21 protein-coding genes are annotated in these 24,116 nt (G+C 46.5%); 10 read left to right on the top strand and 11 right to left on the bottom strand.

The annotated features are described in order from the left end of the window. The first annotated feature begins 110 nt into the window (after window positions 1-110). Window positions 111-1,367, top strand: a complete 1,257-nt coding sequence (locus tag QFZ48_RS17000; RefSeq protein WP_429050867.1) for an MFS transporter — start codon at window positions 111-113, stop codon at window positions 1,365-1,367. A gap of 47 nt (window positions 1,368-1,414) precedes the next feature. Here the strand turns inward: QFZ48_RS17000 and QFZ48_RS16995 are convergent, their stop codons facing one another. Continuing rightward, window positions 1,415-1,909 carry a YkgJ family cysteine cluster protein gene (locus QFZ48_RS16995; RefSeq protein WP_079470457.1) on the bottom strand — a complete coding sequence of 165 codons (495 nt, stop codon included), beginning with the start codon at window positions 1,907-1,909 and terminating at the stop codon, window positions 1,415-1,417. A 164-nt stretch (window positions 1,910-2,073) separates the two neighbouring features. Here QFZ48_RS16995 and gcvP point away from each other — a divergent pair, with 164 nt between their 5' ends. After that, window positions 2,074-4,941 (top strand): aminomethyl-transferring glycine dehydrogenase, encoded by a 2,868-nt coding sequence (gcvP, locus tag QFZ48_RS16990; RefSeq protein WP_429050869.1) that lies wholly within the window; start codon window positions 2,074-2,076, stop codon window positions 4,939-4,941. A gap of 79 nt (window positions 4,942-5,020) precedes the next feature. Here the strand turns inward: gcvP and QFZ48_RS16985 are convergent, their stop codons facing one another. Beyond that, on the bottom strand, window positions 5,021-6,271 hold the full coding sequence (locus QFZ48_RS16985) for an ectonucleotide pyrophosphatase/phosphodiesterase (RefSeq protein WP_429050871.1): 1,251 nt from the start codon (window positions 6,269-6,271) through the stop codon (window positions 5,021-5,023). A gap of 315 nt (window positions 6,272-6,586) precedes the next feature. Between QFZ48_RS16985 and QFZ48_RS16980 the strand changes: the two genes are divergently transcribed. From QFZ48_RS16980 to QFZ48_RS16960, 5 genes are all read left to right on the top strand, one after another. Continuing rightward, entirely contained in the window at window positions 6,587-7,099 is a 513-nt protein-coding gene (locus QFZ48_RS16980) for a hypothetical protein (protein WP_370912384.1), read from the top strand. Between the two features lie 201 nt (window positions 7,100-7,300). Then, on the top strand, window positions 7,301-8,224 hold the full coding sequence (locus tag QFZ48_RS16975; protein ID WP_429050873.1) for a hypothetical protein: 924 nt from the start codon (window positions 7,301-7,303) through the stop codon (window positions 8,222-8,224). A 14-nt stretch (window positions 8,225-8,238) separates the two neighbouring features. Next, entirely contained in the window at window positions 8,239-9,159 is a 921-nt protein-coding gene (locus tag QFZ48_RS16970) for a hypothetical protein (RefSeq protein WP_429063063.1), read from the top strand. Window positions 9,160-9,206: 47 nt separating this feature from the next. Beyond that, the gene (locus QFZ48_RS16965) at window positions 9,207-9,557 is read left to right on the top strand and encodes an MmcQ/YjbR family DNA-binding protein (RefSeq protein WP_429050877.1); all 351 of its coding nucleotides are present in this window, start codon (window positions 9,207-9,209) and stop codon (window positions 9,555-9,557) included. Window positions 9,558-9,636: 79 nt separating this feature from the next. Further along, window positions 9,637-11,529, top strand: a complete 1,893-nt coding sequence (locus QFZ48_RS16960; RefSeq protein WP_429050879.1) for a CocE/NonD family hydrolase — start codon at window positions 9,637-9,639, stop codon at window positions 11,527-11,529. A gap of 41 nt (window positions 11,530-11,570) precedes the next feature. Here QFZ48_RS16960 and QFZ48_RS16955 read toward each other — a convergent pair whose 3' ends face one another. Further along, complete coding sequence (locus tag QFZ48_RS16955) at window positions 11,571-12,755, bottom strand: acyloxyacyl hydrolase (protein WP_429063062.1); 1,185 nt, start codon at window positions 12,753-12,755, stop codon at window positions 11,571-11,573. 136 nt (window positions 12,756-12,891) lie between these two features. On the opposite strand from QFZ48_RS16955, the gene QFZ48_RS16950 reads away from it, so the two are divergent. Then, entirely contained in the window at window positions 12,892-13,611 is a 720-nt protein-coding gene (locus QFZ48_RS16950; protein WP_429050883.1) for an FKBP-type peptidyl-prolyl cis-trans isomerase, read from the top strand. 407 nt (window positions 13,612-14,018) lie between these two features. Here QFZ48_RS16950 and QFZ48_RS16945 read toward each other — a convergent pair whose 3' ends face one another. The 8 genes from QFZ48_RS16945 to QFZ48_RS16910 form a co-directional block, all read right to left on the bottom strand. Beyond that, complete coding sequence (locus QFZ48_RS16945; RefSeq protein WP_429063061.1) at window positions 14,019-15,020, bottom strand: chorismate synthase; 1,002 nt, start codon at window positions 15,018-15,020, stop codon at window positions 14,019-14,021. 22 nt (window positions 15,021-15,042) lie between these two features. Continuing rightward, window positions 15,043-16,305, bottom strand: coding sequence for a 3-phosphoshikimate 1-carboxyvinyltransferase (aroA, locus tag QFZ48_RS16940; RefSeq protein WP_370912377.1), 1,263 nt, complete (start codon window positions 16,303-16,305; stop codon window positions 15,043-15,045). A 40-nt stretch (window positions 16,306-16,345) separates the two neighbouring features. Then, window positions 16,346-17,371: a 3-dehydroquinate synthase gene (gene aroB / locus QFZ48_RS16935; protein ID WP_429050887.1), complete on the bottom strand. Its 1,026-nt coding sequence runs from the start codon at window positions 17,369-17,371 to the stop codon at window positions 16,346-16,348. A 75-nt stretch (window positions 17,372-17,446) separates the two neighbouring features. Then, window positions 17,447-18,550 (bottom strand): chorismate mutase, encoded by a 1,104-nt coding sequence (locus QFZ48_RS16930; RefSeq protein WP_227024498.1) that lies wholly within the window; start codon window positions 18,548-18,550, stop codon window positions 17,447-17,449. Between the two features lie 33 nt (window positions 18,551-18,583). Next, window positions 18,584-19,426 (bottom strand): prephenate dehydrogenase, encoded by an 843-nt coding sequence (locus tag QFZ48_RS16925; RefSeq protein WP_429063060.1) that lies wholly within the window; start codon window positions 19,424-19,426, stop codon window positions 18,584-18,586. Continuing rightward, on the bottom strand, window positions 19,423-20,586 hold the full coding sequence (locus QFZ48_RS16920; RefSeq protein WP_429063059.1) for a pyridoxal phosphate-dependent aminotransferase: 1,164 nt from the start codon (window positions 20,584-20,586) through the stop codon (window positions 19,423-19,425). The genes QFZ48_RS16925 and QFZ48_RS16920 overlap by 4 nt, the downstream gene beginning before the upstream one ends. Window positions 20,587-20,594: 8 nt before the next feature. Further along, window positions 20,595-21,419, bottom strand: coding sequence for a prephenate dehydratase (locus QFZ48_RS16915; protein ID WP_370912373.1), 825 nt, complete (start codon window positions 21,417-21,419; stop codon window positions 20,595-20,597). Window positions 21,420-21,994: 575 nt separating this feature from the next. Then, window positions 21,995-22,228: a hypothetical protein gene (locus QFZ48_RS16910; RefSeq protein WP_370912372.1), complete on the bottom strand. Its 234-nt coding sequence runs from the start codon at window positions 22,226-22,228 to the stop codon at window positions 21,995-21,997. Between the two features lie 131 nt (window positions 22,229-22,359). Here QFZ48_RS16910 and QFZ48_RS16905 point away from each other — a divergent pair, with 131 nt between their 5' ends. Then, window positions 22,360-22,935, top strand: coding sequence for an RNA polymerase sigma factor (locus QFZ48_RS16905; protein ID WP_429050894.1), 576 nt, complete (start codon window positions 22,360-22,362; stop codon window positions 22,933-22,935). Further along, a complete protein-coding gene (locus tag QFZ48_RS16900) occupies window positions 22,910-24,043 on the top strand; it encodes a S1C family serine protease (RefSeq protein WP_429050896.1) in 1,134 nt (377 codons plus the stop codon). Before QFZ48_RS16905 ends, QFZ48_RS16900 begins: the two co-directional genes overlap by 26 nt. The last annotated feature ends 73 nt before the right edge of the window (window positions 24,044-24,116 follow it).

Below are 24,116 nucleotides of genomic sequence, written 5' to 3'. Positions count from 1 at the left end.
ACCAGAAATGGGAAAAGAAGAAGTGATTGTGGTGGGCGGTGAAAGCGGATTGTCCGATATTCTGCTGTCGCCGTTTGTGATTTTTGTACCTTCGCAAAAAACTCATCAGGTTGGACACTACGGCACCGAAAAAGAACGACCCATACGCTTCGCTACGCTTTCCGGAATTCAATTATTACCTGGTAATCCGCTTTGCGCTTGTATTTGCGCTGGCTATGCAGTTTGCCATTATAGAATGGAAAGTATATGAAATTTCAAAAGATCCCTTCTCACTGGGATTGATAGGTTTGGCAGAAGTAATTCCAGCCGTGTTGCTGGCGCCGTTTGCCGGTCACATGGTGGACAAACGGGAGAAGCGGGGCATGCTGCTCAATTGTGTGATTGCTTATTTGTTTATCAGCTCGGGATTATTCCTCTTAACCTGGGACCGTGCCGTAGCCGGTGTTTCAAAGCACTGGGTGCTGAACCTCATTTACCTGCTGGTTTTCCTGGGCGGCATTGTGCGGGCCTATACCAGTCCTTCCAACTTTACCCTGATGTCGTTGCTGGTACCGCGTGAGTTGTATGCCAATGCCTCTACCTGGAGCAGTTCCGCCTGGCAGATAGGCGGTGTGCTGGGGCCTGCGCTGGGCGGGCTTTTCATTCACTGGTTCGGCGTGCACTGGTCGATGTTGATGGTGGTATTCGTTTTCCTGGCTCCTTTATACAGCTTGCTGAAGATAAAGCCCAAGCCGGTTTATTATAAACCGAAGGGTGAGAGTTTTGTGACTGGTCTTACTGAAGGGATGCGGTTTGTATGGAAAACCAAAGTAGTTTTAAATGCGATGGCACTTGATATGTTTGCAGTATTATTTGGCGGCGCGGTAGCGATGTTACCGGCATTTGCCACGGATGTGCTGCATGTGGGTTCCCTGGGATATGGGTTGCTGCGTTCTGCTCCTGCGGTGGGCGCATTAGTAACCATGTTTATACTTGCGCACCGGCCATTGGTGAATAAACCAGGTATTAAGCTGCTGGCGGCGGTATTCGGCTTTGGTTTAACCATTATATTGTTTGGTCTTTCCACGAGCTTTTACCTGTCGATGTTTGCGCTGCTGATCAGCGGTGCGCTGGATGGTATCAGCGTGATCATACGGCAAACGATTTTGCAGTTAAAAACGCCGGACGACATGCGTGGCCGGGTGGCATCGGTAAGTTCGATGTTTGTAGGTTCTTCCAATGAGCTGGGGGCGTTCGAAAGCGGCTTTATGGCCAGGGCAATGGGACTGGTGCCGTCGGTGGTATTTGGAGGGTGTGTTACATTGGGTGTGGTGATCACCACTTATATTATTTCACCGGCTATGCGTAAGCTGGATCTGAAGCCGTAGTGGGGCGGTCAGCGCTGTGAAGCACCAACCGCTTCCGGCACCTATCTTTATAAATCCATCTTTTCCTTTAACTTTTCCAGTACATAATAAACAGCCGGGCAAACGGTGCTGTTTTCGTAAGTGATCTTCGGGCGTTTAAAGAAGTCGTAACTATCTGTGTAGGGATAGTTGGCGCAATCGCCGGGACGTACATCATAGATGCCGCAGTAGTTGTCGGCGCCCAGGAAAGGGCACGGTGTGAACTTCACCACATAGTCCTCATCCTTATCCAGCCGCAGGTAGGTTTCAATGAAATCGCCTTCCTTCATGCCCAGGTGTTTGGAGATGCGCCTGATATCGGGTCCTTTAAAGCGGGGGCTGATGGTTTTGCAGCAGTTACCGCACTGGAGGCAGTCAATTTTACTGAATGCTTCCTCATGCAGGTCCGGTAAAAGTTTCTCTACTCCTTTTCCACGGCGGGTTTGCAGTTTTGCGAGAAACTGTTTATTCGCTTTTTGCTTGTCCTGGGCCTTCTGTTCCCAGTCTTCTAATATTTTGCTCATTTGGTGCAAAGATAGGTAATTAGTCTGTGGACAAAATTATGACATATACGCCCATCCCTGAAGTATCATTTATCACTGTTTTCCCCCGCCAGTATTGATTGTTTGGCCGTTGCTTAAAATCTGCATAGCTTTGCGCATTCTATTTCAAATTACCTGCTTACATCATGAATCTTTTTGATATTCAACAAAATGAATTCGTGCACCGTCACATAGGGCCGAATGAAAGAGAGACCAACCAGATGCTGGAAACCATCGGGGCCTCCAACCTGGACCAGCTGATCAGCAAAACCGTTCCGGGCGCCATCCGTATGCAACAGCCACTGGCTATTCCTGCAGCGATGGGTGAAAGCGATTATCTCCGTCATCTGAAGGACATATCGCTGAAAAACAAAGTTTACCGCAATTACATTGGCCAGGGTTATTTTGATACGATTACGCCGAGTGTTATCCTGCGTAATGTATTTGAGAATCCAGGATGGTATACCCAGTATACTCCCTACCAGGCAGAAATTTCCCAGGGCCGCCTGGAAAGCCTGCTGAACTACCAGACGATGGTATGTGACCTGACAGGGCTGCCAATTGCCAACGCTTCCCTGCTGGATGAAGCCACTGCAGCGGCAGAAGCCATGACGATGTTCTTCAATGCGCTGAACAAGGATCATGACCATGTAACCAGGCCTAAATTTTTTGTAGATAACAACGTATACCCGCAAACGCTGGATGTAATTTATACCCGTGCTACCCCGCTTCAGATTGAAGTGGTAGTAGGCGATTACAAAACTGCTTCCTTCGACGAATTATATTTTGGTGCGTTGATCCAGTATCCCGACAACGTGGGTGCTGCGGCCGACTACCGTAGTTTCATTGACCAGGTACATGCAGTGGGTGCATTTGTTGGTGTGGCAACAGACCTGCTGGCACTAACCCTGCTTACTTCTCCCGGCGACATGGGCGCTGATGCGGCCTTTGGTTCTGCACAGCGCTTTGGTGTTCCATTAGGCTTTGGTGGGCCGCACGCTGCTTTCTTTGCAGTAAAAGACGACTTTAAACGTTCTATCCCGGGTCGTATCATTGGCGTGAGCATCGATGCCAACGGCGGCCGTGCGCTGCGTATGGCACTGCAAACCCGTGAACAGCACATCAAACGTGAAAAAGCAACTTCCAATATCTGTACTGCACAAGCTTTGCTGGCCAATATGGCCGCTATGTATGCCGTATATCATGGACCGGAGGGACTGAAAAATATTGCCACCCGCATTTCGCTGCTGGCCAATACACTGGCCGGTAAGCTGAAGGCGAAAGGGCTGAAACTGGCGTCAGACAGCTTCTTCGACACTATTGTAGTGGAAGGCGCGGCCGCTGATGTTAAAGATGCTGCAGAAGCATTGGGCATTAACTTCCGTTATTTCGCCAATGGCAATGTAGGTATCTCTCTCGACGAAACCACTACCATTGCTGATGTAAATGATATCCTGCACGTATTTGGCGCAGGTACTACAGATGCAGCAACCGTTTCCAACGGTACCACCGGTGTTCCTGCTGATCTGCAACGTACCTCTCCCTACCTGCAATACCCGGTATTTAACAGCTATCACAGCGAATCACTGATGATGCGTTACCTGAAGATGCTGGAAAACAAGGATCTTTCCCTGAACACTTCCATGATCTCCCTGGGTTCCTGCACGATGAAGCTGAATGCAGCTACCGAGATGATTCCTCTGAGCTGGGCACACTGGAGCAAAATGCATCCGTTTGCCCCTAAAAACCAGGTAGGCGGCTATTTACAGATGGCGGACGAACTGGGAGAATACCTCAGCAAAATTACCGGCTTTGACGCATGCAGCCTGCAACCCAACAGTGGTGCACAGGGCGAATACGCCGGCCTGCTGGTGATCCGCGAATACCAGAAGAGCAGAGGTGAAGGCCACCGTAATGTAATGCTGATCCCGATCAGCGCACACGGCACCAACCCTGCATCTGCAGTAATGGCGGGCTACAAGGTAGTCATTGTAAAAGCGCTGGAAAACGGCTACATCGATGTGGACGATCTGAAAGCAAAAGCAGCAGCAAACAGTAAAGACCTCGCCGGTATCATGATCACTTATCCATCTACCTATGGCGTATATGAAGAAAGTGTGAAAGATATCTGCGCAACTATACATGAACACGGCGGACAGGTGTATATGGATGGCGCCAATATGAATGCCCAGGTAGGTTTAACCGCACCCGGACTGATTGGCGCAGACGTTTGTCACCTGAACCTGCACAAAACTTTCGCTATCCCTCACGGTGGCGGCGGTCCCGGCATGGGCCCTATCTGCGTAGCCAAACACCTGGCGCCATTCCTGCCAGGACACGTTACGCTGAACGACGGCAAACCATCCAACGCAGTATCTGCAGCGCCGTTTGGTTCTGCCAGCATCCTGCTGATCTCTTACGCTTACATCCGCATGCTTGGATTTAAAGGCGTTAAACTGGCGTCTGAATTTGCGATCCTGAATGCCAATTACATGAAGGCACGACTGGAAAAAGCATACGACATCCTGTATACCGGTGTTAACGGCACCTGTGCGCATGAATTCATTGTAGATCTCCGTCCGTTTAAAGCAGCTGCCGGTATTGAAGCGGAAGATGTGGCCAAACGCCTGATGGATTACGGTTTCCACGCTCCTACCATGAGCTTCCCGGTTCCGGGTACGATCATGATTGAGCCTACCGAAAGTGAGGATAAAGGTGAGCTGGATCGTTTCTGCGATGCAATGCTGGCTATCCGTGAAGAGATCCGTGCGGTAGAACAGGGTCAGAGCGATAAACAAAACAACGTACTGAAAAATGCACCGCATACCCAACAGGTGATCACTGCTGATGAATGGACCCGTCCATACAGCCGCCAGCAGGCAGCATTCCCACTGGAATATGTTAAGGCAAATAAATTCTGGCCTTCTGTAAGCCGTATCAACAATACATTCGGCGACAGGAACCTGATCTGTACCTGCGAACCTGCAAGTGCCTATGAGGAAGCAGCAGTATAAGCTGTTGGTTTAATATTAAAAGAGAAGGGGATAGACATGGCGTCTGTCCCCTTCTCTTTTTTATGCAGATATATAACAGTTATTGTAAGACAGGCTCCAGTACTTCCAGGCGCCCGTCGATAGGCTGTGTAATATCCAGGCCAAGTATTCTTGCTACTAACGGGTACACATGTACGTTTTCAAAAGTGGCAATACGGGTATGGGGTTTAAAGGCCGGGCCCCAGGCCATGAATATAGCGTTCATGTTGGTGAGGTTATTATCATAACCATGATGACCGGGATGTGCTTCTTTTGCCGGTGTAAATATATAGTTGGCTTCTGCCAGCAGGACAATATCACCAATACGGTTGTAAATATCTTCCTGGCCATAGTGCCATCTTTCCGGTGTTTCCTTTTTCAGGTAAGCGGTATAATGATTTTCGTGTTGTTTGAGATAATCGTAAGCGGTTTTGATTTCCTCATCGGTTTTACCGTATAGCATTACCTTTTCGTTCCCCGGCATACTTTTCAGGGGTTGCAGAGCGGGTACATCGGGCAGGGTGATGGTGTGAGTGGTGTCTGCCTGCATCATGCCGTGATCGGATACCACGATAAAATTTACCGGCAGGTTCAGCTGTGCTACAGCTGTCACCATTTTACCGATGGCGGCATCCACGAATTGTACGGCGCTGCGTAGGCTGTCGGCGTCCGGTCCCCAGGAATGCCCCATGTGATCCACTTCGGGGAAGTAGAAGGTAATGAAGTGCGGCCGTTGGTCTTCCGGCAGGCGGAGCCAGTTTACTACTGTTTGGATGCGCTGATCGATACCTGTTTTTTCCTGGTACTTAAAATAGTAAGTAGGACGTATATTTTGAATGGCGCTTTCTGATCCAACCCAGAAATAGCTGGCGCTGAGCATTTCCTGTTTCTCTGCCAGCACCCATAATGGCACGCCATTGTACCAGGTACCATCCTCCACGGCATCGCGGTTGCCTACTTTATAAACGGCATCCCGTTTACGGTCGTAAAAAAGATTATCCACCAGGCCGTGATGAGCCGGGTAAAGCCCGGTAGCCAGGGAATAATGATTGGGAAAAGTAAGTGATGGAAATGCCGGCTGCATGGCGGTAGCGCGAACGCCCGCTCCTGAAAGACGCAGCAGGTTTTGTGCATTGTATTTTTCGGCGTAATCATACCGGAAGCCATCAATGGAAATCATGATCACATAGGGCCTCGATTGCTGTGTTGCGCTGTTCTTCCTTCCTTCCACCACCAGTTGGGCAGTATCCTGGGCATAGCCGGCAAAGCTGATCGATAACAGGATGGCGGCTAATAAAAAAATCCTTTTCACTATTTACGATGTTTATGATTGCATAGTAATAATTGGGGAAGAATAACAGATGATGGGTTATAATGCGGGGCAAATTAGAAAACTATTTCCATTCAAAACGGGATCAGCAATTATATATCCGTTAAAAAAAGACAGTTGTGAGTTACCACAACTATTAAAATCCCCATAAACATGTAATAATATTTTAACACATATTTTCTCAAAACAGCTACATATCAGCAAAATGATAATCACTAAATAAAAAATTATATATATAATTTTAATTAATTAATTGTTTATCTATATATTAGCCTACTGAAAAACCATCTAACAACTATGTCTGATTACACCTTTATTACAACTGAGGAACATTTTTTATTACAGGATGCGCTGAAGAGGAACAAGCAACAGTTAACAAAATTCACCCTTATCGGTTTTGGGCTATTATTGATTGCTGCTGTAATACCCCAAATTTATTTGTACACTCACAACAACCTGGGTGATGCGGATGATTCGCTCCTGTCGTTCAAAAACCTTTGGTTCTGGGTATGGCTGTTATGCTTTGTGATAGCGTTGATATTTGCGTTGATAAAAGTAACTGATATACGCTACTGGGCTATTAAAAAGGATTTGTCGGCCTTGCAGAAAGGCACTTTACAGGCGCCGATGGAAGCGGTATACCTGGAAAACAATGATACGCAAACCAATATTATGATCCTGCTGGAGAATAAAAAGAAACGCCTGTTTTACTGGATGCGTGGGGCATTGGAAGGATACAGGGCCGGACAGGAAGTGGAAATCACCTATGCCCGTTATTCCCGCGTAATTATCAGTATCAACAAGAAATAATTTACCACCGTTTTGAAATGCCGGCCCTGTGCGTAAGCTTAATAGCTGACGTACAGGGCTGTATTATTTGCAAAATGTAACATTTAGCCGGTAAAAGCGTTTGTATCATAAACCCTGTACCCGTGGGGGATGCGCTTGATAATTTGATGTTGTTTTTCACCGGAAACTATCTATAAAACAGTATTTTTAACCAGGTTGTTAATGCGTTTACTTTTGCTACATCCAATAAAAATCCTGCTGTATTGTACTGCGCTGTTGCTATTCATCATAGCGCCCGCCTGTCAATGCAAAAAGGATAATAGTGTTACTCCCCCACCCCGGCCTGAACCACCAAAAGACATTTACCTCGTTACCTCCATCCGTGTAAATAACGTACCGAAAGACAGCCTCGTTTATAACGATCAGCACCAGGTTACAGAGAGATGGGATTACAATACATCTTACCGGATCTGGCAAAATTATGTGGCTTACCAGTACAACCAGGAAGGGTATGTATCGATGGCCAGATATTATAACGAAAATGACAATACCATCAAAAGTCTTAGCCAGAAGGACTCTGTAGCATGGACAACAGACAGGATTATCGTTTACACCACCTTTTACAGGGAACTCGGTAATGAAATTTCCGGATACGATACGCTTGGTTATTTACATATTAACAATCAAAGGCTACTTACCCTGGCAGGCACTAAAGACACTATTCCTATTGGTGTAGGAGTAGCTGTATTATACAAACAATACCAATATAACGGGAAAGACATCACGCAATTCCTGGATTGGAACTGGTATCATGTAGCTAACGGGCAACCCACTTCCTTCATGAACAAATTTGATTTGGCATATCTTCCATTTGGGAACCCTTTGTTTCCACAGGTATCAAAAAATCCACTGTTGTTCCGCGCCATTGGTGGTGATAATTTCCCCTATTCTTCCAACGAATATTACCCTTACCTGTTGAGTGAACACCTGGCCGGGGCTTTTACCTATGAAGCAGATGATGTACCTTCGAAGATATGCCCTGTAACCTATAAAATGTACGATACCACGCATTATCCACAAACGCAAAGCATTGCAGGCATCAATAAAACGATTGATTATACTTATAAAGTGATTAAAGCAGAGTAAGAACAGATTATACCATGAAATATATTATTCTACCCGCCATTGTCCTTATAATACTAAGTACCACCGGATGCCGGAAAAAAGATCAGCCAAATGGACCGGCAGGACCGACAGGACCGGCGCCTTTACAGATTACCCGCCTGCTTACAAGCATTTATAGGGATAATATTCTTTATGAGCAGTTGGACTATAACAACAACCAATTGGTTACCTTCCACCATTATGAGCCTACTGGTGGTGCAGGCAATATGCGCCTGGAATTTAAAACCGATGCGGACGGGAAGCTGACAGGAACGGTTCTCTATCGAAAGGACGGAGCCAATTTTAAATTGGCAGAAAAAAATACGATACAATCATTCGAAAAAGAATTGAAGATAACAGGGAGCCTCTATCCTCCATTCACAGGAATAAAGGACACTATACCGGATACCATGCGATTTGGTTTTGACGACAATGGCAGACTAATTCAACTCACGGATACACTAACAACGGAGAAGGGTACGGATTATCTGCGTCAGCTTATAGCCATCACTACCTATAATTATTCCGGCGATCAGCTCAGCGGCCTGACACGCAATGGTTATGGTTATTATGCATCACCCACCTTGCCAGGCGGAGAAGAAAATAAACTGCAAATCACCAGTGAATTTCAGTTTGAATACGATAATACACCTAACTTTTTCTATGCGCTCGGCAAAAAATATCCTTATCTGCGATTAATCATGAAACCGGACCATCCTTTATTTGCCGGCCGCTTCAATGTAAAAAAGCACTTGGGAAAGCATATCTCTCCCGGCAGTCAGACCGAAATCACCCATCTCTTTCAGGATACCCGCGATGATCTCAACGGCCATATTATTTACACCACGGAGGTGACTATACAAAATGGCGTTACCAGTACTACCCAGTGGCAGTATCATTACAGGCTTCTTCCATAATTTCCGGAAATTTTCCTGACTTTTGTAACCAGATATAATTGCTACTCATGAACCTTGCACAATTTCAGGAATATTGCCTTTCATTACCCGGCGTTACAGAAGAGTTTCCTTTTGGAGATGAAACCCTGGTATATAAAGTTTGCGGAAAAGTATTTGCACTCAGCGGCCTTTCAAATTTTGAATCCATTAATCTCAAGTGCGACCCGGAAGAAGCCGTTGAACTACGGGAGCGCTATGAAGGCGTGATCCCCGGCTATCACATGAATAAGAAACACTGGAATACTGTGGATGTACATTCCGGTATCCCCAATAAATTGCTGCTGGAATGGATCCGGAACTCGTACAACTTAGTAGTGGCGAGTTTGCCAAAGAAAGAAAGAGAGAAACTGGGCCAATAACCGTTCCCCATATACCTGGCAATCATCCCCCGTTTTTTTATTACATTAGCCCGAAATCTAAATCTAAAATAAACTGTTTATGAGAAAATGGCTGCTGCTGGCCTGTGCCGCGCTGTTTGTAATTCCGGTGGCATGTAAGGCCGTTAACCAGGATTCACTCTGGATGTATGAGCACTACACAAAAAAGGAAGTATACATCACCATGAGGGACGGTATTAAATTGTTTACCTCTATTTACCTGCCAAAAGATCAATCGGAGAAGCATCCCATCCTGATGACGCGCACCCCCTATTCCTGCGCGCCTTATGGCGAAAATGTCTTCCGTCCGTTGTATAAAAATCATTACAAGGAATACCTGAAAGAAGGCTACATCATGGTCATACAGGATGTAAGAGGCACCTGGATGAGTGAAGGTAAATTTGTAAATGTAAGACCTTTCAATCCCGCTAAAAAAGGGAAGAAGGATATTGATGAAGCCAGTGATACTTATGATACGATCGATTGGCTCGTAAAAAACCTCGGTGGCAACAATGGTAATGTTGGGATATTCGGTATTTCCTATCCTGGCTTCTACTCAACAATGGGCGCGCTGAGTGGTCACCCGGCCCTGAAAGCCGTGAGTCCGCAGGCGCCTGTTACGGATTGGTTTTTGGGAGATGATTTTCATCACAACGGTGCTTTCTTTATTGCAGATGCCTTTTCTTTTTATACCGTGTTTGACCATCCGCATCCCAAACCCACTACGGAAGGACCAAAAGGTATCGACTACTATACGCACGACAATTACAAATACTACCTGGAAACCGGCGCGTTGCCCAACTTCGCCAAAATCATCGGCGACAGCGTAACCTTCTGGCATGAAATGTATGCACATCCTACTTACGACAGCTGGTGGAAAGCCCGCAACGTGCGCAACTTCCTGCAAAATGTAAAACCGGCTATGCTGATTGTAGGGGGCGTGTTTGATGCGGAAGACTGCTTCGGCGCGTGGAATACCTATAAAGCAATTGAAACTAAAAGTCCGGCTACCAATAACCGTATTGTAATGGGTCCGTGGTACCACGGACAATGGGCATCCAATGATGGTACCCACCTAGGGAATGTGCGCTTTGGCAGTAACACCGCCGAATATTATGCGCAAAACGTTGAAATTCCTTTTTTCAACTATTACCTCAAAGGCAAAGGCGCTGCACCTGATATCGCAGAAGCCACTATTTTCTTCACCGGCGAAAACAAATGGAAACAACTCCCTAAATGGCCTCCGGCTAACATGGAAGATGCACCGGTTTATTTGCAGGAAGATAGTAAGCTCTCTTTTACCAAGCCCGCTGCTGCTAATAGTTTCAGCGAATATGTAAGCGATCCTGCCAAACCTGTTCCGTATACAGAAGATGTGCATTTTGGACGTACCATTAACTATATGACCGACGACCAACGCTTTGCCGCCCGCAGACCAGATGTGGCTGTATTTGAAAGTGAAGTACTGGATAAAGATATCACCCTGGCCGGCCCGGTAGTGGCAGACCTGATTGCCAGCACCAGCACTACAGATGCCGATTTCATTGTAAAAGTGATTGACGTATTCCCCGACGATTTCAAATATGAAGAAGACGCACCTACCGAACATCGCCGGGTGCCTTCTGCCACTTACCCGATGGGCGGCTACCAGATGCTGGTACGTGGAGAGATCATGCGTGGTAAATTCCGCAATAGCTTTGAAAAGCCGGAAGCATTTGTTCCCAATCAACCTGCTGAAGTGAAATTCACGATGCCGGATGTAGCCCATACCTTCCAGAAAGGACACCGCATTATGATCCAGGTACAAAGCAGCTGGTTTCCGCTGACAGACCGGAACCCGCAGCAGTTCATGGATATTTACAGGGCCACAGATAAAGATTTTAAAAAGGCTACTATCCGCATCTATCACGATGCACAGCATCCATCCAATGTGGTGCTGCCGGTAGTGAAATAATCAATTGCCGGGATGATGCCGATGGCATCATCCCGGTATTATTACCACCGTACTTTTCCACCCCCTCCCCATTCGATCCAGTCGGAAGCTGCTCCGTTTACGGTTTTAAGTCCGAGTTGTAAAAAGCCGTATTTAGCAATGTTATAACGGATAGCCAGCCGCATAAAATAATCGCCTTTTTCATTATCTCTTTTCCACACGTAAGTACCCACTTCTGCCCTTACCTGGAAACGCTTAATATTTAATACATAGGCCAGGTGTGTGCCCATCAGCATTTTATCGCTGGGGCGAACTTCGCCGTAGCGCTGCTGGTAAGTCCAACCCAAGGAACCGTCGTAGAAACCATCCAGGCCAATGCCAACGCTGCTTTTATGACTGAAGCGGTAATCATAACCCAGTATCAGGGAGGCGGTGCCATAAAAGGCTTCCAGCTTTTCATCGCTGGAGGCCTGCACTACACCAAAAGCGCCGTATAAACTGATTTCATGATAACGTTGCAGCGGTGACACCGGCGTTGTAATGAATGTAGGGCGGCGTGCGGCTTCGTATGTGGGGTCAATCTGTTGCTTTACGATACTGCGGATGGTATTATAATGATAACGCACGCCAATATTCAATCCCGCCATATTGAGCCCCAGGTTGGGCGTATGGGTGCGCCCGTTTGAAAAATGGGTAAGATCAATGCCATAAAGAAAATCGAATGAATTCGACACTTTCAGCACTCCGGTGATGCTGAAATTAACATAGGCATCCAGCTTAGACCCGATGGCGTCGTTGAGCGGGTTGGTAGTGGAGTCGTAAGGGTTCAGGTCGTATGTGATACCGAGCGACAGACCCGCTTCAAAGTGATTTCTTTTCCGGCGGTGGAAGGGCGCATAAAAAAAACCGTATACCCCGCTGGGGTTGCCGAGAATGGTAGGGTTACCGATATCGCCGGTGTAGAATCCAATGCCATAACTGGGATAGTTGAATACCCGCTGCCACTCTTTTTCCCCGGTCGACTGCCACCCCATTCTTAGTTCCATCGACTTATAACCGTCGTTCAGCGCGTTTTTCAGCTCATCGCCGGTATAAAGATGCGTGCCCCCGTGGAGTTTCAGTTCAATAAACTTATGTCTTCCCAGGTTTGGATTCAACCTGGCTTTTTCCCACAAATCCGTGGTATCCTGTGCCGGCAGGCATCTCCCGTAAAATAACAGTAAAACAAACAGGGTAAATTTCCACATAATAAAAACAGATGAAAACAAGGTAACGTAATCGAATGTTCATCTCTGCAAAAGGCTTGCCTGTGAAATATTATATTGATTAACTTGCAGCATCTTTAAAAAGCCTTATTTTAACTAACATTTCTGTCTATTATTTATGATGTACAAAAAATACCTGTTCATAGGAGCCCTGGGATGCTTATCCATACAAGGTTTCAGTCAGGCTAAACCTGCACCTAAGAAGCCAGTGGCCAAAACAGCCGTTAAGTCGCCGGTATTGAAAAACAAACTGGATTCCGTGAGCTACGGAATTGGGGTGAGTATTGCGGAAAACCTCAAAGCCCAGGGACTGGAAAATGTGAATCCTGCCCTCCTGTCCAAAGCGGTACAGGATGTGTTGAAGAATAAACCATTAACACTGTCAAAAGATCAATGTGATATGAGCATAAGTAATTATCTGCAGCAGCTGAAAGCAGACAAAGCTGCCAAAAACCGCGAAGCAGGACTTAAATTCCTGGCGGAGAATAAAGTAAAACCAGGCGTGGTAACACTGCCTGATGGTTTGCAGTACCAGATCCTGAAAGAAGGCAATGGCCCTAAACCTACAGCCGCCGATAAAGTAAAAACGCATTATCACGGTACCTTAATCGATGGTACGGTGTTCGATAGCTCCGTAGACAGGGGACAACCTATCTCCTTTCCTGTGGGCGGCGTGATCAAAGGCTGGACAGAAGCGCTCCAGTTAATGCCTGTGGGCTCCAAATGGCGTCTTTTCATTCCTTCTGAGCTGGCGTACGGCGACCGTGGTGCGGGTCCGAAAATCGGCCCTGGAGCGGCGTTGATATTCGATGTGGAGCTGCTGGCGATAGAGCAGTAATGCAGCGGGTGGGCGCCTTCGGCGCTTTTAAATTGTCTTGAAGCAGGATTACGCTGATTATGCTGATTGAGATGATTTTCCCACCTTTTGTTGTTTGATATTTTGAGGGGAGATAAAAGCGGATATTTGATTTTATTGATTTTTTTACCTTTTTGTAATAAAATATTTTGGTGAGATGAAAGCGGATATTTGATTTTATTATAACCACCAGATTAACAAAATTCGGGGAGATAGCAGCAAATGTTTTTGCTGTTATCTCCCCGAGATATTTAGTCAAAAAATCAATAAAATCAAATACCCACTTTTATCTCCCCTCAAAATATCAAACAACAAAAGGTGGGAAAATCATCTCAATCAGCATAATCAGCGTAATCCTGCTCCAAGACAATTTAAAAGCGCCGAAGGCGCTACCCCGCTCTAAACACCCGCGGGCGGCGCTGTTCCAGCAGGAAGAAGTCGGCCAGTACCATAGCGGTCACCGCTTCCAGTACCACTGGTACGCGCAGCGCGATGCAAAGGTCGTGACGCCCCTTCACGCTGAAAGTTTCCACTTCTCCGCTTTTTATGTTGAGGGTTTGTTGTTCTTTCGGTGTGCTGGATGTAGGTTTCACAGCGATGCGGAATACCAGCGGGTTGCCATTGGTGATACCGCCCACTACGCCGCCGGCATGATTGGAGGCAGTTTTACCGGTTGTATCGATGATGGGATCGTTATGTTCCAGTCCTTTCATTTTAGCGGCGGCAAAGCCGGCGCCAAACTCAATGCCTTTGATAGCAGGGATCGCGAAAACGGCATGCGCCAGTGCGGATTCCAGCGAATCGAAGAAGGGTTCGCCCAATCCAATGGGGAGGCCATTTACCACACACTCTACGATACCACCTACCGAATCTTTTGCTGCAATAGCTGCTTCCAGCCCGGCTTCCGGATCGGGGTTGCCCCCTACTTCCGTGATAGTAGCGTTTACCTGGATTTCTTCGCCCAGGATCTTTTTAGCGATTACACCGGCGGCTACCAGGTTGAGAGTGAGCCTACCGCTGAAATGTCCGCCGCCGCGATAGTCTTCAAAGCCGCCGAACTTTTCGGTAGCTACAAAGTCGGCATGCCCCGGACGTGGGAATTCCCGCAGCTTTTCGTAATCAGTACTGCGGGTATTGTTATTTTCAAAAAGAATAGTCACCGGTGCACCGGTGGTGAAATCGTTGAAAACACCTGACTTGATAAAGGGCAGGTCTTCCTCTTTGCGGGGCGTAGTGCCCCTGGAGCCGCCTTTACGGCGTTCCAGGTCTGCCAGGAAATCTTCCTGCTTTAACGGGATACCGGCAGGTATACCATCTATATTTACGCCAACGCTGGCGCCATGTGATTCTCCAAAAACATTTACCCTGAATAATCTGCCAAAACTGTTCACACGCTGATGATTTAAAGTGAAATTATACGGTTACTGCCACCTTACCACCCAGCAATTCCAGGTGGTCATAAAATTCCGGGTAGGATTTATTGATTGCTTCTGCATTGTCGATGATCACCGGGCCATCTGCTGTGAGGGCAGCTACCGCGCAGGCCATTGCAATACGGTGGTCGTTATGTGAATGTACGTGTGCGCCTTTAATGCCGGTGCCGCCATGTACCAGCATGATATCGCCTTCGAGGTCAATGCTGATACCCATCTTGCCAAATTCTGCCTGTAGTGTTAAGCCACGGTCACTTTCTTTATGGGCTAAACGGCTAACGCCTTTTATTTTCGTAGTACCGTTACAGTTAGCCGCCAGCGCTACCAGCGGAGGGAACAGATCGGGGCAGTCGGTGGCATCTATTTCAAATGCGTTCAATCCGCCTTTTTCTATGTTTACGGTGAATACGCCGGACATTAAATGTGCCCCGGCTTTCTCCAATGCTTCCAGGATGGCTTTATCCGACTGGGCAGAGGAAGTGTTGAGATGCTGTACTTCCGCTTTACCGGCTACTGCTGCAGCAACCAGCAGGAATGCGGCGCCGCTCCAGTCGCCTTCCACCGTATAGTCGCAGGCGTTATATGCCTGTTTCTTTCCGAAATGAAAGGTTTCAAAATTCTTTTCTTCCACCTGAACGCCAAAATGCGCCATCAGTTGGAGGGTTAACGCAATGTATGGTTTGCTTTTCAGATCTGTTACGGTGATCGTTACATTTTCTGCGGCAGCACCGTAGGCCATGAGCAGGCCGGTGAGGAACTGAGAGCTGAGAGAACCATCAATCGTAATATCTTTCGGATGTAACGGGCCCTCGATATGCAGCGGTAATTTACCGCCCTGCGTGGAACACTTTACATCCAGTTGTGGTAATACTTCTTCAAAGAAATCCATCGGGCGGGTAGTTAAACTACCGTGGCCTTCTATGGTGATGGGCAGTGACGACAACGCTGCGATGGGTGTAAACATACGGATACCCAAACCGGATTCGCCGCAGTTGATTTCATCATAAAACGGTGCTACACCGTTGCTGGTGATTTCGAAATAGTCGTATTCCCGTTTGATTTTAGCACCCAGGTTTTCGGCTACTTCCAGTGCTGCCAGGCAATCATTGCTCAGGCCGGGATTACGGATAATACTCTTCCCTTTTGCCAGCAAAGCTGCTGCCACAGCGCGTTGCATGGCGCTTTTGGAAGGATTGGCCGTAACCGTGCCTTTAATGATGGCTGGTGATACAGTAACTTGCATATGTATATTTCGTCTGCCTTTAATTGATTAGAAAAAAAATTTACAATTCCTGCAGTAACAACTTCAGTTCTGCAATGGGAACGGGCATGGTGGTTGCTTTCCCGATCTGTTCCAGCAACACAAAATGTATTACATCCTTCTCCCGTTTTTTATCCAGTTTAAAGATGTCGAACACCGCGTCTTTATCTGAACTAAAAGCTACGGGCAGCTGGTAATCGCTGATCAGTTTTATCAGGCGGATGGTTTGATCTGGCGGCAGGTTCATTAGCTTTTCCGAAAAGCGGGCAGCTGCTACCATTCCTATCGCTACCGCTTTACCATGCGCTATATGTTCGAGTTTTTCCACGGCATGCCCGAGGGTATGACCAAAGTTGAGCCATCTGCGCGGACCGATTTCCAGCTCATCTTCCAGTACTACTTTCGTTTTTGCTGCTACCGATTTTTCCACCAGGTATTGCAGTACTTCCACATCACGGGCCAGTGCTTTCTCTCTGTTATTTTCGAGATAATCAAACAGCGTGGCATCCATGATACAAGCGTATTTGATAATTTCAGCAAAACCGTTGTGCCATTCTTCTGCCGGCATGGTGAGGGGCAGGGTGTAATCGAAGAGGATAAACTCCGGCTGACGGATAATGCCCAGCAGGTTTTTCTGTTTACCATGACTCACCCCGTTCTTTCCGCCAATGGAGGCATCTACCTGCGCTAATAAGGTGGTAGGTACAAAGCCAAAGGGAATGCCGCGCATGTATATGCTGGCGGCAAATCCTGCCACATCGGTGAGCATTCCGCCACCAATTCCTACCAGCGTGGTTTTGCGGTCGGCTTCGTAAGCAATAAGACCATCGATGATCTTATCTACCGTAGCCATATTTTTTAATTCTTCCCCAGAGGGCACCACAATTTTGTTCCAGTTGTGCAGATGATGACCGTGATAGTATTCTACATTTTCATCAATTACCAGTATGGCCCTGTGACGGTTTACATGATTGCCCAACTCCATCAGGCTTGCTCCTAAAAAATAGGTCGTTTCCTGTTGTTGAAACTGGTGGGTTTGTATGAGCATGGAGCGATTAGCTTTAGCTGTCAGAAAAACTACTGCCGGCTGTTGTGATTGTCCAACAGCCGGCGGCTGATGGATCTACTTATCTTCGTTCATTACTTTGTTCTGGCGGTTGATGGATTCCAGGTGAACTGCATCGAAATATTTCACGATGAAGTCTTTGGTCAGACCCAGTTTCTCACCCTTGGACACTGCACGATCCAGGATTTCATTCCAGCGGTTTGTCTGCAGGATGGTGATGTTATTTTCTTTCTTGTACACACCGATCTTTTCTGCAATTTTCATACGGTTGCCGAGCAACAGCATAATTTCATCATCTACCTGGTTGATCTGCGCGCGCAGTTTTTCCAGTGCGGAGTTGAAATCTTTTTTATCGGAATGTTCTCTTCTCCAGGTGATACCATCCAGCAGGTCTGCTAATTTTTCAGGCGTGATCTGTTGTTTAGCATCGCTCCAAGCATTATCCGGATCTACGTGAGTTTCCAGCATCAGACCATCGTAGTCGAGGTCGATTGCTTCCTGGGAAACTTCCTGCAGGATATCGCGGCGGCCGGAGATATGCGAAGGATCGCAGATCATTGGCAGTTCAGGCATACGGCGTTTCAGCTCAATAGCCAGGTGCCACATGGGTGCATTACGGTATTGTGTGTTGCCATAGCTGGAGAAGCCACGGTGAATTAAACCAACTTTATTGATACCTGCTTTCTGGATTCTTTCCACGGCGCCAATCCACAGTTCCAGGTCAGGATTGATAGGATTCTTAATTAAAACGGTAGTGTCCACACCTCTCAGTGCATCGGCTACTTCCTGTACAGAGAAAGGGTTTACGGTAGTACGTGCGCCTACCCACAGAATATCCACACCGAAATGCAGCGCGTCTTCCACTTGTTTGGCAGTAGCTACTTCCACCGCCAGTGGCAGGCCGGTGATTTCACGGGCTTTCTGCAGCCATGCCAATCCCTTTGTACCGATGCCTTCGAAAGAACCGGGGCGGGTACGGGGTTTCCAGATACCAGCGCGTAAAACGTCCACTTTACCTGTTTTCTGCAGGGCCAGTGCGGTGGCTAATACCTGCTCTTCGGTTTCTGCACTGCAGGGTCCGGAAATGATCAACGGCTTTTTATCGGAAGACGGATCGGAGAATTTTGTTTTAGATAATATCTGTTCCATTGTCTGTACCATAGTATTGAAGTTAAGTAGATTATCAGAATTTAGTTATTTCAGGATCTTCCTGATTTTATTGGATTTTTGAATCAATTTATAAAAGGTGCCGTAGTCTTCGTTTTCCAGCAATGTTTTCATCTGCTGTAACTGGCTGATGTGTTCTTCCAGTACATCGAGCACATTGTTCCGGTTGTGTTTGAAGATAGGTACCCACATATCAGGGGAGCTTTTCGCCAACCGCACGGTGGATTCAAAACCACCGCTCGCCAGTTCGAAGATGCGTCCTGACTCTTTCTCTTTTTTCAGCACGGTTAAGGCCAGTGCAAAAGAAGTGATATGGGAAATGTGGGATACATAAGCCGTGTGCAGGTCGTGTTCTTCCGCATTCATATATACGGTGCGCATCTGCAGCCGGTCTACCATGTTTTCCACTACTTCAAGTGCATCTTCATCGCTGTTTTTCACATCGCAGAGCACCATCGTTTTGTTAACGAAGAGATTGCGTACAGCAGCATCGGGGCCGGAATACTCGGTGCCGGCCATCGGGTGAGCCGCTACAAAGCGTCCTCTGTTGGGATGACCGGCAACGAGTTGCAGTATTTTTTCTTTGGTAGAACCTACATCCATAATCACCTGGCCGGGGCGCGCTTTATCCATGATGGCGGGCAGGGCTTGCAGCACTGCATCCACCGGGATGGCCAGTATTACCAGGCCGGAGCGATTCATGGCATCCTCCAGGCTCGCGCCTTCATCAATGATGTTCAGCTCCAGTGCCCGTTGCAGGTGCTCCTGGTTCTGATCCACCCCGATGATCCGCTCCGCCACGCCTTTTTCCTTCAGCGTGATGGCAAGCGAGCCGCCGATTAAACCCGTTCCTATTATTGTTGCAATCATTTTACGTTGGTTTTGATACGTTCTATCGCTTCCTGGAAAACCTTTTCATCCTGGCATAAACTCACCCTGATATAGCCGTTACCGTTACTTCCGAATATTCCTCCCGGAGTAATGAATACACGTGCCTTCTGCAGTATTTCATCAGTGAGCGTATATCCGTTCTCGTTAGTGGATGGTATCTTCGCCCAAACGAACATACCCACCTGGTTTTTATCGTAGGTGCAATGCAGCAGATCCAGTAACTGGAATACTTTTTCCCTGCGTGCACGGTAAATTTTATTTAAGTCGTCGTACCAGTCTTTTCCCAGCTGCAGTGCTTTTACAGCGGCCATCTGCATAGGCTGGAACATACCGGAATCCATATTGCTTTTGAAGCGCAGCACCTGTGCAATCCATTCTGCCTTGCCCACCAGCATACCGATACGCCATCCGGCCATATTGGATGATTTGCTGAGGGAGTTCAGCTCCAGCACCACATCTTTTGCCCCTTCAAACTGCAGCAGGCTTTCGGGTTGTTCATTCAGGATGAAGCTGTACGGATTATCGTGACAAATGAGGATATTATGCTGTTTGGCGAAAGCGATGAGCTTTGCGGCAAATTCCCTGTTTACTTTTGCGCCGGTAGGCATATGCGGGTAGTTTACCCACATCAGTTTCACCCGGCTCAGGTCTTTTTGTGCCAGGGCATCCAGGTCTGGCAGCCAGCTGTTTTCTTCTGTCAGCTCATAATCAACAACAGTAGCGCCACTGAGGTTCACTGCGGAGCGGTAGGTAGGATAACCGGGGTTAGGGATCAGGGCCTCATCACCTTCCTGCAGGTAAGTCATGCAGATATGCATAATCCCTTCTTTGGAACCTATCAGCGGCAATACTTCCGTATCGGGGTTCAGGGTTACGTTGTAATAGCGTTGATACCAGTCTGCCATTGCTTTACGCAGGGCGGGAATACCTTTGTATCCCTGGTAGTTGTGCGTATTCGGCAAAGCGGCATTTTCGTTCAATGCAGCCACCACTGAAGGATGAGGAGGCAGATCGGGGCTTCCGATACCGAGGTTGATCACCCTTGTGCCGGTTTGGTTCATTTCCTCAATTTCCCTGAGCTTTTTGGAGAAGTAGTATTCTTCTGTGCCTTGTAATCTTTTAGCAACCTGTATCTGCATAAAACTGATTAATGTGTTTTTCCTTTTTTATAAATACCCAGCACTTTCAGGTGTTCTGTGAGTGGCTCTATTTTCGATAATGCTTTTTCGAAGTGAGCGGCGTTATCAAATTCCATGTCGGCGTGGAAGTAATAATTCCATTCTTTTGCCGGGATCGGAAAGGATTGCAGCTTCGACAGGTTGATGCCGGCCACTGCAATCTGGGTAAGTACTTTAGCCAAACTGCCCCTGTCGTGGCTTGTTTGAAAGTATACAGATGCTTTGTTGGCATCTTCCGGCGTAGCGATGGGCGTACGGGATACAGCCAGAAAGCGGGTATAGTTATTTTTATTGGTGTGGATATTAGGCGCTATGATATCCAGTTCAAAGATTTCGGCGGCCAGCTTACCTGCAATAGCAGCCGTACTTTTCAGTTTCTTCTGTCTTACGTGCTTGGCACTGAGGGCGGTATCTTCTGTTTCCACCAGTTTGATATGCGGGTATTTTTCCAGGAAATCCATACACTGCAAAAGGGCCATCGGGTGAGAATGCACCTCCCTGATATCTTCCATTGTTTGCCCGGGCAACACCATGAGGTGCTGATTGATCTGGAGATAAATTTCACCGGTGATATGCAGACCGGAGTTTTTAATGAGACTGTAGTTTGGTAAGATGCTACCGGCAATTGAGTTTTCGATGGCCATCATACCTGCATCCACATCGGTTTGTTGTTTTGCTTTTTTAACCAGTTCTGCAAAGGAGGCACAGCATTCTATTTCAGTTTGTTTACCGAAATACCCCTGGGCAGCAACCTGGTGAAAAGACCCTTCAAACCCCTGTATGGCAATTTTCATGTGTATGTGATTGATTTTATTCAGTTATAGTTGCTACAGCAACTAGCTATTTAAAACAGAAAGGGTCCCGATCCGGGACCCTTTGCGCTGTACTTTTATATGTAAGTATGTTATTGCAAACGAGTCCCCTGCTTCTTCGCATAAAAGAAGTAAGAGAAGTAATAAAAAAAGTATTTGCCTGAAACTGGCTGTAACATATACTTATTTGTTTGTTGGCATCCACTGCCGGTTTATGGTATTAAAAAAGGCCTTCCGGTTCCGGAAGGCCTTTTTGTAGTTCTTTTATCTTTTACAAACGACCTCCCTATTTCTGGTACCAGAAATAATAAAAGCTAAAAAAGCCGAAAGAGGTTTGCTGTGTCATATTATTATTTGTTACTCGTTTTGAGCGTAGGACAAAAATACGGCACGATTTTAATTATCCAAGGGCTAATATCAAAAAATATGCTTTTTTTAATAATAAAGGTCGTTTATTGAATAACTTTCAAAGAAACATATTTCCGTAACCAAAAACAGGGCATAAAAAAACCGTTCAGGCTAAGCCGGAACGGTTAATTATAAATTCTAAAGTCAGATTAGTGATGAGCAGCAGCTGAATCAACAGTTTTAGCAGTAGAATCAACAGTTGCTTTTGCAGCGTCAGCTACAGAGTCAACAGCTGAAGTAGCTACCTGAGCAGCTGAATCGATAGAAGCACCAGCAGCGCTAGCAGTAGAGTCAGTACCATTTTCAGTTTTTGCACCACCGCAAGCAACTGCGAACAGACCGAAAGACAGAGCTAAGAAACCAATTTTGATTACGTTCTTCATGTTACAATTATTTAAGTTGTTTTTGAATGATTTAACCTTTATACCGGGATCACCTAAAAGGTAACCCAAACTTTTAAAAATATTTTTTTTCGCTACTTTGGGTTACCAAATGCCTAATAACTGTATTAAGAGTGAAGCAAAATCAAGACATAACAAGAGACCGGGAATTATTGCTGGGACTGGCAAAAGGCGAGGATAAGTCATTGGAAATCATCTATTCTGAGAATTTTCCGGTGGTATTACGAATGATCCTTCAGCATAATGGCTCCGAAGATGACGCAAAAGATGTGTTCCAGGAGGCCATTATAGTATTATATGAAAAGGTACAAACCAGTGATTTTACTTTAAGCAGCAGGCTCAAAACCTTTCTTTATTCGGTTTGCCGCCATCTCTGGCTTAAAAAAGTTCACCGTACCTACGGATTATATGCTTTAACGCCCGAACTGGAAGAAGTGATTCCGGCTACGGAAGAGCTGGAAGAGCACGATGCAAGGGATCAGGAATTCAGGATCATGGAAGGCGCGATGAGCAATATTGGTCAACCCTGCCAAACCATCCTGGAAGATTATTATCTGCATAAAAAATCTATGCAGGAAATAGCAGAAAAGTTCGGATACACCAATGCTGAAAACGCCAAGAACCAGAAGTATAAGTGCCTGATGCGGTTGAAGAAGTTATTTTTTGATCAATACAAAACACCACTATAAGCAGAAAGCAGCCATGAAAGAAGACATGATCTTATTACGTGAAATTGAGCGTTACCTGGAAGGGGAAATGAGCGAACAGGAAAAAACTGCTTTCGAAACTTTACGTCATACCAATCCCTTGATTAACAAACAGGTAGAAGAACATCAACTGTTCCTTCAGCACCTGGGCAATTACGGCAAACGCCAACAGTTACAGGCAAAGCTCAACCAGATACATCAACAACTGGATATGCCAAGCCTCCGCAAACAGGCACAGGAAGAAAACCAGACTGCAAGAAGATTAACCATCCGCCGCAGAACCATTACGAACCTGGCTGCCGCCGCCTGTATAGCACTGGTTACTTCTTTATCCACCATTGCGATCATACAGAATGTATCTAAAAGTAAATCAACTGCACAATACGAAGATGTAAGAAGGGTACTGAATAATATTCAGCGTTCCCAGAATGCACTCATCAACGATATGAACAGCAAGAGCCGGGCTCCGTTAAACCCCGGCACTTATGGAGGTACTGGTTTCGCGGTATCCGGTAATGGCTATATCGTTACCAACTATCATGTAGTAGCCGGCGCCGACTCCGTATATGTTCAGAATAATAAAGGAGAGGCTTTTAAAGCCATCAGCATATTTGAAGATATTTCCAGTGATCTGGCAATACTGAAGATTGCAGATTCTACTTTTAAAAGTCAGCCCCTGCCTTATGCTTTGAAACCACAGAGCGTAAAACTGGGCGAAGAAGTATTCACCATGGGATTCCCCCGCGATGAAATTGTTTATGGCAAAGGTTATATCAGCGCCAAAACAGGTTTTAACGGGGATACCACTGCCTACCAGGTATCTATCCCGGTGAACCCGGGCAACAGCGGTGCTCCTCTGCTGGATAGCAAAGGAGATGTAGTAGGAATAGTAACCGGCAAACAAACTACCTCCGATGGTATCGCCTTTGCGGTAAAATCTGCCCACCTCAAACACCTGCTGGATGAGATGCCAAAAGACAAACAAACCAGGAAGGATTGGAATCATAAGAGCCGCCTGGAAGGAATGAACCGGGTAGATCAGATTAAGAAGCTGGAGGACTTTGTATATATGGTGAAGGTGTATAATTGAACCAACACCTATTAACATAAAAAAGCGCGGGATATAACAATTGTTATATCCCGCGCTTTTTTATGTTCCAGCC

The sequence above is a fragment of the Chitinophaga sp. W2I13 genome, assembly GCF_050434005.1.
In the GTDB taxonomy this organism is placed as follows: domain Bacteria; phylum Bacteroidota; class Bacteroidia; order Chitinophagales; family Chitinophagaceae; genus Chitinophaga.
This window is presented reverse-complemented; position numbering and strand designations above follow the sequence as displayed.